Source organism: Chryseobacterium contaminans, assembly GCF_001684955.1.
In the GTDB taxonomy this organism is placed as follows: domain Bacteria; phylum Bacteroidota; class Bacteroidia; order Flavobacteriales; family Weeksellaceae; genus Chryseobacterium; species Chryseobacterium contaminans.
Genome location: NZ_MAYF01000029.1, coordinates 1 through 11,124 on the forward strand (window position 1 = coordinate 1; position 11,124 = coordinate 11,124).

An 11,124-nucleotide genomic window follows, 5' to 3' on the forward strand; every position below is an offset into this window, starting at 1 on the left:
AAATCCTGCAATAATTTTTAAACGACTGTCCATTTATCTTACTAGGTTCGGTTCTTCAATTTCTTCTAAAAGAGCATATTTCTTGATCCAGCCAATTACTTTATCCAATCCTTCATCTGTTTTAAGGTTGGTGAAAACAAAAGGATTTCCTTTTCTCATTCTTCTGGCATCGTTCTCCATCACTTCAAGGCTGGCTCCAACATAAGGGGCAAGGTCAATTTTATTGATGATCAATAAGTCTGATCTTGTGATACCAGGACCTCCTTTTCTTGGAATTTTCTCTCCTTCCGCAACGTCAATAATGAAGATGGTAACATCTGCAAGGTCCGGGCTGAATGTCGCTGAAAGGTTGTCACCTCCACTTTCAATAAGCACCAGTTCAATTTCAGGGAAACGTGCTGCCAGCTCATCTACTGCTTCAAGGTTCATACTGGCATCTTCACGAATGGCTGTGTGAGGGCATCCTCCTGTTTCTACTCCGATAATTCTGTCATGAGGAAGAAGACTGTTTTTAGCCATAAATTCGGCATCTTCTTTTGTATAGATATCATTGGTAATTACTCCAAGATCATAAGTCCCGAATAATTTTCTGCTTAAACGTTCCAATAATGCGGTTTTTCCTGATCCTACAGGGCCTGCAACTCCTACTTTTATATATTTTCTGTTTTCCATTTTGTTTAAATTTTACTTTGTTTTATTTTTTTAACGCTGAGAGCGCTAAGATTTTTTGAGTACGAATATTTTGAGATTGGAAGGGTGTTTCACCCAGCAAAGATTATTTCCATTTTGCCCTTTTGTCTCTTTTAGGACATATAAAGTCTTGAATACAACCTTTCGTGCTGCATACAACGGATGTCAAAGGCTGTATTACAAAGCCCTACCAGGTCTCTCTCCAGTTCCATGGTTTCCCAAACGGTTTTTTCCATTACTGGATATAAAGCGAATAAGATGTCTTGTCCGTCCAATTGTCCCAGAGGCACCAGCTTTACAGCATTAGTAATCATTCCGGCAACTGAGGTGTAATAAAATCCTAACAATGCTTCGTATAAAGGGATTTTCATCAAATAAGCATAGACTCCAAATACGATACAGTAATGAGAATTGGCTTCTTTATTTCGAATCGCCTTTTCAAATTCTTCCATAAAAGGGAAGTTTTCTCTTCTTTTAAAGATCTTGATCAGTCTTAAGCCTAATTTCTGGCTGGCCTGGCGGATTTCTTTCGGACATTTTATAGCATTACACTCATTATCAAGATCCAAAAGCGCTTGTAAATCTCCCTTTTCTGCTGCCTTATAAGCCAGTTTTACGAAAGCCCCATCATTGAATTTAAGGTTGTACTGAAGCATGTTCTGTACAAATTCTTTTGCAGTTTCTACATTATGAACAATCCTTTCCTGCACATATGTTTCAAGTCCGTTGGAATGGGTATAACCACCGATGGGAAGTGTAGGATCTGCCAAATGAAGCAGTCCTGATAAAAAATTGATGTTCATAGAATTATTCATCTTTTGGAGCGGCCATTTTTAAGATTTTAGTGAAAATTGTAGAGCCAAGACTTCCGTGTCCATGAGGTTCTACATTCGATTTTAGAAGATTAAGCAGTTTTACGGATTGTTTTTCCGGTTTAAAACCGCTTGCTTCAAGCCATCTGAACATGGGCATTTCAAACGGAAGAAGTACTTTATCATCCTGAATAAAAAGCGGAATATGTTTGTTTCCGATTTCATAGCATACTGTTCCCATTTCCAGTAAAGATCCGGGAACCATGACGATCGCCTCTGTTTCCAGCACATTGATCGCGATTACTTTTTCTGCATCCTCAAAAAGAATATCACCTTCGCGTAAACGCTGTCCTTCTTTTAGAAATTTGATGGCAATGTCTACCCCATTTCTGGTTCTTTTGCGCTGGATTCTTTTCGTGGTTTCAAACCATTCCAGATCCAGATAATCGATATTCTTTTCTGTAGGATTTTCGGTGAGATTGCCTATGGTTTGATTAATTATCATCTTTAGCCGATTTTTTTCTGAAGTCAAAGTTTTTAGAAATGCCTACTCCGAATGTTGAACCACTTAGCCCTGCTACGTAACTCTTTGTCCAACCTTCTTCTTTAGTTTTAGTCTGAAGCATAGAAAGTTCTGCAAACTTGAATTTCAAAGCCCAGCCTCCACCTAATAAGATTCCAATCAAAGGATACGCACGAAGACGGAATCCGTTAAAATTCTGCATCGCATCAGCTGTAGTAGCCTGCTGCTGTCCCCAAACGTAGTGTGCATCCACCTGCCCGATCAATACAAAGTATTTCCCCAACATTAATGACGGGCTATACCAAATTCCGGCTTCATTTTGTTTGTATACAACACTATGATTAACAGAATTTTGAGTGTAAGCATAATTAACCCCGATCAGGTCATTATTATTGATAAAATACCCTACTCCAAGCGGTGCACTGGAAACGGTACTGCTGCTGTTTGTTGGAGTAGTCACTTTTGAGTAATCCAATGAACCATACATCATAAATTGTCCTTTTGGTCCGTCTTCATCACTCTTCAGCCTGTGTCCTCCTAAAAACTGAGCACTTACATTGCCGGACAGTAAAGACATTCCGGCTACAGCAAGAGAAAAAACTGTTTTATTTAAATATTTCATTCTAAACGTAGTTCTATAATTGTTTTAAAATAGGGTCTGATAAATCTTTTTTGCTGTTAAATAAACCTAACAGGTTTTTTGAAACCTGTTAGGTTTTATTCATAAGGTTTATCTTAGAACAAGTAATACAACTGTGTTAAAGGAAGTGTTTCTGCCGGTTCACAAGTGATGTACTCACCATCTACCGTTACTTTATAGTTTTCAGGGTTCACTTCAATTAAAGGAGTCTTATCATTGTGGATAAGGTCTTTTTTACCAATATTTCTACAGTTTTTCACCGGAAGGATCATTTTTTCTAAACCGTAAGAAGCGATAGTTCCGTTATCTATGGAAATTTGAGAAACGAAGTTCGCACAAGTACCAAACTTAGCTTTTCCGTGAGCCCCAAACATATTTCTGTAAATGATTGGCTGCGGTGTTGGAATAGAAGCGTTAGGATCACCCATTTTAGCAGCGATTACAAATCCTCCTTTTACAATCATTTCAGGTTTTACACCGAATAATGCTGGTTTCCAGATTACCAAATCCGCTAACTTTCCTTCTTCCACAGACCCTACATATTCTGAAATACCGTGTGCAATTGCCGGGTTGATGGTATATTTAGCCACATATCTTTTGGCACGGTAGTTATCGTTTCCGCTATCTTTATCTTCAGCTAAATCACCTCTCTGCTCCTTCATTTTGCTTGCCGTTTGCCAGGTTCTTGTAATCACTTCCCCTGGTCTACCCATTGCCTGAGAATCTGAACTCATGATACTGAAAACGCCCATATCGTGAAGGATATCTTCTGCTGCAATGGTTTCAGGACGGATACGAGAATCTGCAAATGCCACATCCTCAGGAATATTTTTGCTTAAATGGTGGCAAACCATCAGCATATCCAAGTGCTCATCGATTGTATTGACAGTGTAAGGACGTGTAGGGTTTGTAGAAGCCGGTAATACGTTTGGATACATCGCTGCTTTGATGATGTCAGGCGCGTGACCTCCACCTGCTCCTTCTGTGTGGAAAGTGTGGATTACTCTACCGTTGATCGCTCTCATTGTATCTTCCAGGAATCCTCCTTCATTTAAAGTATCGGTGTGGATGGCTACCTGAACGTCATATTTATCGGCTACTTTTAAAGCGGCATCAATGGTTGCAGGTGTTGCTCCCCAGTCTTCGTGGATTTTTACTCCTAAAGCTCCGGCTTCTACCTGCTCTTCGATAGGCTCTTCTGCTGAACAGTTTCCTTTTCCGAAGAACCCTAAGTTCATTGGATATTCTTCTGCTGCTTCAAGCATTTTCTGCATGTTGAATTTCCCCGGAGTTACTGTTGTTGCATTCGTTCCGTCGTTAGGACCTGTTCCCCCTCCAATCATGGTAGTAATACCGCTGTATAGAGAAGTTTCAATTTGTTGCGGACAGATGTAGTGAATGTGAGTATCAATCCCACCGGCAGTAACAATATATCCTTTTCCACCGTGAACTTCAGTAGAAGCGCCGATGATCATATTCGGAGATACTCCATCCATGGTATCAGGGTTACCTGCTTTACCGATTCCTACGATTTTACCATCTTTAATCCCGATATCACCTTTTACAATTCCCCAGTGATCGATGATTACAGCTCCTGTGATACAAAGATCAAGAACCCCTTCGTCCCTTTTAGCTGTTACGTTCTGCCCCATACCATCACGTACGGTTTTTCCACCTCCGAAAACGGCTTCGTCTCCGTAATGGGTGAAATCTTTTTCGATTTCAATGATGATTTCAGTGTCCCCAAGTCTGATTTTATCTCCGGCTGTAGGACCTAATATATTTGCGTATTGTTTTCTGTCTACGTTTAAGCTCATCTTACTGATTTTTAAAGTTTAACTCTTCAACTTTTGCAAGGCTTGCTTTTTTCTGATCTTCAGAATCTACCTGTCCATCAACAAGATTATTGAAGCCCATTGCTTTTTTGGTGCCTCCTATTTCTACCAACTCCACTTCTTTTTCTTCTCCTGGCTCGAAACGAACGGCTGTACTTGCCACAATATTCAGTCTTTTTCCGAAAGCCTTTTCACGGTCAAAACTCATTGCCTTGTTTACTTCAAAAAAGTGAAAGTGTGAACCTACCTGGATAGGACGGTCTCCTGTATTAGTTACTTTGATTTTGACAGTTTCTCTGCCTTCGTTACAGATAATAGTGCCTTCTTTTACAAAAATTTCTCCTGGTATCATGATAAATAGGAATTAACGGATTGGGTTGTGTACGGTTACCAGCTTAGTCCCATCAGGGAATGTAGCTTCAATCTGAACATCGTGGATCATTTCTGCCACGCCAGGCATCACATCATCTTTTGTTAAAAGATTAGCGCCTTCCTGCATCAGTTCAGCTACTTTTTTTCCGTCCCTTGCGCCTTCAAGTAAGAAGTGACTGATTAATGCAATGGATTCTGGATAGTTTAATTTAAGGCCTCTTGCCTTTCTTTTTAGAGCGAGTTCTCCTGCCAGAAATAGCATAAGCTTCTCCGTTTCTCTCGGTGTTAAGTGCATAGTATTTTTATTTAAAATTAGACAAACGATATCCTGTTCGCCTTTCTGAAAAGACAAATAGATAGGTTCAAAAATGTAAAAAGGGGAAATGATGCTTATGGACCCGTATTATAGAATACAGATCATAACGAATCATTAAAATTATAAAAACGGGATTAGCAGCCCGCTATCTGCAGGGCATGGTACAGAATATACCTTGGTGCTGTAATATAAATACGGTTTTGAACGGCCGCAACCGGAGTATTAAAGGTATACTTGGCAAAGAAATAGTTGAGCCACTGCTGAGCAAGTATTGAATAATCAAATTTTACTTTCTCCCAGTCATTGGAATCCTGCACATCCTGTGCATCTGAAAAACTATAGATTTCAGGCTGGGTCTGCTGATCCGATTTTTGCTGAAGGAGATGAATTTTTGATAAGAGATCAGCGTACGATTCAGTTTTCCCCTTATGTGCTAAAAGACCTGCACATAAAGCGGAGAAAAACAATACAAAAGAGAAAAATATGACTCTTTTTTTCATACCTGATTAATAATGGTGTAAAATTAGAGTAATCTTAAAAAACAGGCTATCAAAAAGATTATTTAAAATGTTCAAAATCGCAACAAACACAATTTTATCTAAATTTAACATTTCTTTATAAATCCTTTATTTACAGTACTTAAAGACAGATCACGAACTATGACAAACATTTTATTGTCCCCATTCCCATCATTACACAAATCATTACATACTTTCCTTCTATATAAAGGATTGAATAAATACATTAAATATTTTTAAAATTTAAACCTCTAAAAACGTTTTATATTAACAATTACCGGATTATTAAGGTTATTTCATAAAAACATATGAGATTTTTTTCTTTCCTTATAATTATCGTAAATTTGTATACACATACTTATTTAATTTTAATAAAAATAATAAAACGTAATATGTCAAAAGCAATTTCGCAAGTACCATTAGCGGTAAATGAGCCGGTAAATTCTTATGAACCGGGATCTCCGGAAGTTAAAAGCCTTATCGACACTTATAAAAAGATGTGGGCTGAGAAGGTGGAAATTCCAATGGTTATCAATGGAAAGGAAGTAAAAACGGATACAAAAGTACAGCTTCAGTCTCCTCAGGATCACGCTCACGACTTCGGATTTTATTACCAAGGTGGTATGCAGCATGTGGATGACGCTATCAACGCGGCATTGGCAGCTAAAGATGCATGGAATGCACTAGGTTGGGAACAGCGTGCAGCAATTTTCTTAAAGGCAGCTGATCTTTTAGCTGGTCCTTACAGAGATGTAATTAATGCAGCTACAATGATCGGACAGTCTAAAAATGTACACCAGGCTGAAATTGATTCTGCTTGTGAGTTCATCGACTTCTTAAGATTCAACGTAGAGTTCATGACTGAAATGTATTCTGAGCAGCCGGTTTCTGACAACGGAATCTGGAACCGTGTAGAGTACAGACCACTTGAAGGATTCTGCTTTGCAGTAACTCCATTCAACTTTACAGCAATTTCAGGAAACCTTCCTACCTGTATGGCCATGTTAGGAAACGTTGTGGTATGGAAGCCTTCTGATAAGCAGGTGTATTCTGCAAAAGTAATCATGGATGTTTTAATTGAGGCTGGTCTTCCTGCCGGGGTTATCAACATGATCTTTACAGATGGTAAGGAAACTGCTGAGAAAGTATTAGCTCACAAAGATTTCGCAGGTCTTCACTTCACAGGTTCTACGAAAGTATTCCAGGGAATGTGGAAAATGATCGGTGACAATATCCACAACTACAGAACGTATCCAAGAATCGTTGGAGAAACTGGTGGTAAAGATTTCGTAATCGCTCACCCATCTGCTAACGTAGAAGCAGTAGCTACTGCTTTAGTAAGAGGTGCTTTTGAATACCAGGGACAGAAATGTTCTGCAGCTTCAAGAGCTTACATTCCTAAATCTCTTTGGGCTGATGTGAAAAAAGTAATGGAAGCTCAGATGGCGACTATTAAAATCGGTTCTCCTGAAGATCCATCTAACTTCGTAAACGCTGTAATCGATAAAAATTCTTTCGAAAAATGTAAAGGATATATCACCAGAGCTAACGAGTCCTCTGAGGCTACAGTAGCAATCGGTGGAACATGTGATGATTCTAAAGGATGGTTCGTACACCCAACAGTTATTGAAACTACAAATCCTCAATACGAAAGTATGGTAGAAGAGATCTTCGGCCCAATCTTATCTGTATTTGTTTACGAAGATGCAGACTGGAAAGAGACTCTTAAATTAGTTGATTCTTCTTCTCCTTATTCATTAACTGGTTCTGTATTCTCTCAAGACCGTTATGCCATTGCTGAAGCTTACAAAGCTTTAGAAAACGCATCTGGTAACTTCTACATCAACGATAAGCCAACTGGTGCCGTAGTAGGTCAGCAGCCTTTCGGTGGTGGTAGAGCTTCAGGAACTAACGATAAAGCAGGTTCTAAAATGAACCTTCTTAGATGGACGTCTGTAAGAAGTGTGAAAGAAACTTTTGTTTCTCCAAAAGATTACAAATATCCATACCTAGGGTAATTATAAGTAATGAGTAATAGGTAATAAGTAATTGTTGCCTGTTCTTTCAATATAGCCTCGGAATTTCGGTTTCGGGGCTTTTTTATACGGTGTTATGGTGTGCGAGAATTCAAGATAAAAAGATTCAAAGTTTAAGGTTTAAGGTTGATTATAATTTATAGCTGTTATGTTAAAGGACTTAATTCGTCCCCCACTCTAATACTCTAATACTCTAATACTCTAATACTCTAATACTCTAATACTCTAATACTCTAATACTCTAATACTCTAATACTCTAATACTCTAATACTCTAACGCTCTCAAACCCTGCCACTCCAACCTACCTAACATCTTTTAACAAACTTTACCTATATTTTACGACTTCTCTAGCCTTGTTAGGAATAATAGTTGTTTTTTCATTATCACACCCAAAATAAAATTATATGAAAAAGTTATTGCTAACAGCCATCGGCATAGGATTATTTGCAGTGAGCTGTGGAACCAAGGAGTCATCAATGTCTACCAATAAAAGTGATTCAGCTAATACACGGGCTGCATCACCTATTACTACAGACACAATGACTACAAAAATGACGAATCCGGACAGCATTAAGATGAAAAAGGATTCTATGGCAACACCTCCTGCCAAATAGTATTATATACGTTTAATTTAAAATGGAAAATCTGCAGTTGAAAGTACTGCAGATTTTTTTTGATGTAGGCTCAAGGATAAATACTTTAATTGGCTTATTGGATGAAAAAACAGGTTTTGGCTAAAGCCAGATGAATGTTGATTATATGAGAGCGGGCTAAAGCCCGCCCCTATTGATGTTGATGTCCGAACGCATAATAATTGTTTAACGTTCAGATCCATTATCTTTCAATTTATTTCTAATAGCTTTATAGAGATTCTTCGGAATGACAAAGTGTAGGGATAGATAAAGTGTTGTACTTGTCATTCTGTACGAATCCAAACCATTATTAACCAAAATCTAATGAAAAATTAAAAACAGGGAAAATTCCTTGATGTTTGACATCCGGATGGATAAAAGAGATTTAGCGACAAGATCTTTTATCTTTTATCTTTTATCTTTTATCTTTTATCTTTTATCTTTTATCTTTTATCTTTTATCTTTTATCTATAAAATCATTATATTTGATTAACACCAACCATAAAAAGGTATTATTATGAAAAAATTATGGATAGGAGCAGTCCTTGGACTTTTTTTCCTTGGAAGCTGTGCTCAAAACAAAGAAAAAAGAGAGGAGTTTAAGGAGGCTCACAACAAAGATTCTTTAAGAAACAGAATGGGAGATTCTGCCGTGGCTAATTCTGAGCCGGTACCAGCAACTCCGGATACTTCAAAAGTTAAAACAGACCGTAACCATACCAAATAAAATAGCAAATCCACAGAATATCTGTGGATTTGCACTTAAAAAAACTTGACTGAAAAAAAACCGGGCAATCAACCCCGATTATGTTGTATAATCATATTCTAATCTGAATATTCTTTTTTATAGATAAAAACAGGAACCGTGGCTATTTTATGAAAACAAAATATACACGTGTTCCATATCTAAAGTTTCATGGTTTGGCTTGTTATAAGGGAGTCTTATTTTATTTCAGAAAAAATACAATTCCTGCAAAAATAAAATAGATAAGTTGTAATATGATTGTAGTCATTCCCGTAACACTGCCGCAAAGATATACCAGGAGCAGTGTTACAGAAAACAATAGGTTATCCATTTTCGTGAAAATGACAAGACAGAATCTATAAAATTATTTATTTTTAGGTATTTTCACGAAAATGAACATTTTTATCTACTTGATTTTCAGCATCAAGATATTTAATATAAGCTGATGGAGAGAAGTCTGTAACCGCTTTGAATACTGCAGCAAATTTACTGTGGGAGGAAAAGCCGCATTCATCAGCAAGGATACTGATCTTGTATTGTCTGTACTTTTCATCATTAATAAGTTTATCTACAATATAGTTAATCCTCAACCTGTTGATATAAGTTTTAAAGTCTGAGCTTTTATGCTGATTAATGACATAAGAAAGATACTTGGTATTGGTATTCAGCTCTCCGGCTAAAAATGAAAGTGACATTCCTTTATTGTTATAGAGATTGCCTTTTTCAAACTCATCAAGAAGTTCAAGCAGCTTGGTTTCGGTTTCGGAAGTCATTAAAGAATCATTTCTCTTTCGGTCTGCTTCAGAATCTTTCTCGTCTATTTCTTCTACCGATATATTTGAAAACTCTGAATTTACAGGTTGCCTTAATAGAGACCCCTTATAGCCATTAGCCACATTCATTTGAGTTCTTATAATATTTCTCAGCTTAGTAAACTGTCTTTTCTGTCTTGTTCTGAAAAAGATAAGTATACCTACTAGCGAAACAAACAATATAATAATAGCTGCATTTTTAGCTACATTTTCCGCCCTATTTCCTTTGCTGGTTTTATTTACAGTATCCTTAGTTTTTCCGGAAAACCCCTGATTACGGGCTGCTATACTGTCATAGGCTCTCATATATTTAACAGCATATAAAGAGGCTTTAAAATTATCTCCTATCCCCTCATAATAATCATTGATATTGGAATAAACAGCTTTTTTAAGTTTCAGGCTTCTGGTTGTATCGGCAATTTTCTCGGCCTTTTTCAGATATATCTCCGCATCTTCCCAGTTTTTCTGCTTTACGCGGATTCCTCCCAGTCCATTATAAACCAATCCCAATGTACAGCTTCCTTCCTTTAATAGACCTTCTGCTTTCCTGTAATAATTTTCAGAAACGGCATAATCATTAAGTTTAAAATAAACATCTCCCAACAACTGATAGGAAGCGGCCTCAGTTCTGTCTTCGTTATGGCTGTTTATCTTTTCAAAATTCTTTAGAGAAAATTCTATGTATTGTATGGCGTTGACATAGTTTCCCACTTCCATTTCATAAAAAGCCATTTCCTGATTCAATATTCCTTCGGCTTCATTCCTTTTCTGGAAATCGGGGATTTGTTTGGAAGCTCCAAGCCCTTTCGCAATATATTTTTTAGCTCTTTCGTATAACCCTACCTGTCTATATTGTTTCGCTAATAGTTTGCATACACGGGCCATCCATTCTTTGTCATCCACCTGTTCAATTAATGAATGGGCATTTTCACTATAACAGATCGCTTTTTTAAGATCTCCCCCGTGGTGGTAAAGTTCTGAAGAAAGCATGAGGCTTTTCACTTTCTCTAATGGTTGCTGTGCAACCATATAAAGGGAATCAGCAGTTTTAATTGCTTTAGGTAAGTCTTTATAAGCTGTAATAGTGGAAGTCCTTTCGCATGCTTGATCGAAATCGTTTTTTTTCTGGGCAGATATGAAGATTGCTGTTACCAGCAAGAACAAAAGTTTCAATAGATTATTAGACATAAAA

Annotated in this window: 12 protein-coding genes; 3 read left to right on the forward strand and 9 right to left on the reverse strand. The window is 37.4% G+C overall.

Features of this window, described 5'->3' with window-relative positions; translation table 11 throughout:
* Positions 1-33 precede the first annotated feature (33 nt).
* The 8 genes from ureG to BBH99_RS03150 form a co-directional block, all read right to left on the reverse strand.
* Entirely contained in the window at positions 34-672 is a 639-nt protein-coding gene (ureG, locus tag BBH99_RS03115) for an urease accessory protein UreG (protein ID WP_047094673.1), read from the reverse strand.
* 131 nt (positions 673-803) lie between these two features.
* Complete coding sequence (locus BBH99_RS03120; RefSeq protein WP_066691904.1) at positions 804-1,493, reverse strand: urease accessory protein UreF; 690 nt, start codon at positions 1,491-1,493, stop codon at positions 804-806.
* Positions 1,494-1,497: 4 nt separating this feature from the next.
* Positions 1,498-2,007 carry an urease accessory protein UreE gene (ureE, locus tag BBH99_RS03125; RefSeq protein WP_066691880.1) on the reverse strand — a complete coding sequence of 170 codons (510 nt, stop codon included), beginning with the start codon at positions 2,005-2,007 and terminating at the stop codon, positions 1,498-1,500.
* Positions 1,997-2,647, reverse strand: coding sequence for a hypothetical protein (locus BBH99_RS03130; RefSeq protein ID WP_066691883.1), 651 nt, complete (start codon positions 2,645-2,647; stop codon positions 1,997-1,999). The genes ureE and BBH99_RS03130 overlap by 11 nt, the downstream gene beginning before the upstream one ends.
* Before the next feature lie 113 nt (positions 2,648-2,760).
* Positions 2,761-4,482 (reverse strand): urease subunit alpha, encoded by a 1,722-nt coding sequence (gene ureC / locus BBH99_RS03135; RefSeq protein WP_066691886.1) that lies wholly within the window; start codon positions 4,480-4,482, stop codon positions 2,761-2,763.
* Between the two features lies 1 nt (position 4,483).
* Entirely contained in the window at positions 4,484-4,852 is a 369-nt protein-coding gene (gene ureB / locus BBH99_RS03140; protein ID WP_066691888.1) for an urease subunit beta, read from the reverse strand.
* Between the two features lie 12 nt (positions 4,853-4,864).
* Positions 4,865-5,167 carry an urease subunit gamma gene (gene ureA / locus BBH99_RS03145; RefSeq protein WP_045499458.1) on the reverse strand — a complete coding sequence of 101 codons (303 nt, stop codon included), beginning with the start codon at positions 5,165-5,167 and terminating at the stop codon, positions 4,865-4,867.
* 155 nt (positions 5,168-5,322) lie between these two features.
* Complete coding sequence (locus BBH99_RS03150; protein WP_066691891.1) at positions 5,323-5,688, reverse strand: hypothetical protein; 366 nt, start codon at positions 5,686-5,688, stop codon at positions 5,323-5,325.
* Positions 5,689-6,098: 410 nt separating this feature from the next.
* Between BBH99_RS03150 and pruA the strand changes: the two genes are divergently transcribed.
* The 3 genes from pruA (at position 6,099) to BBH99_RS03165 (ending at position 9,102) form a co-directional block, all read left to right on the forward strand.
* Positions 6,099-7,724, forward strand: coding sequence for an L-glutamate gamma-semialdehyde dehydrogenase (gene pruA / locus BBH99_RS03155; RefSeq protein WP_066691894.1), 1,626 nt, complete (start codon positions 6,099-6,101; stop codon positions 7,722-7,724).
* A 423-nt stretch (positions 7,725-8,147) separates the two neighbouring features.
* A complete protein-coding gene (locus BBH99_RS03160) occupies positions 8,148-8,357 on the forward strand; it encodes a cytochrome C551 (protein WP_066691897.1) in 210 nt (69 codons plus the stop codon).
* Between the two features lie 535 nt (positions 8,358-8,892).
* Entirely contained in the window at positions 8,893-9,102 is a 210-nt protein-coding gene (locus BBH99_RS03165; RefSeq protein WP_066691900.1) for a hypothetical protein, read from the forward strand.
* Between the two features lie 392 nt (positions 9,103-9,494).
* Here the strand turns inward: BBH99_RS03165 and BBH99_RS03170 are convergent.
* Positions 9,495-11,124: tetratricopeptide repeat protein (locus tag BBH99_RS03170; protein WP_123872972.1), on the reverse strand; the 1,630-nt coding region annotated here is incomplete at its 5' end.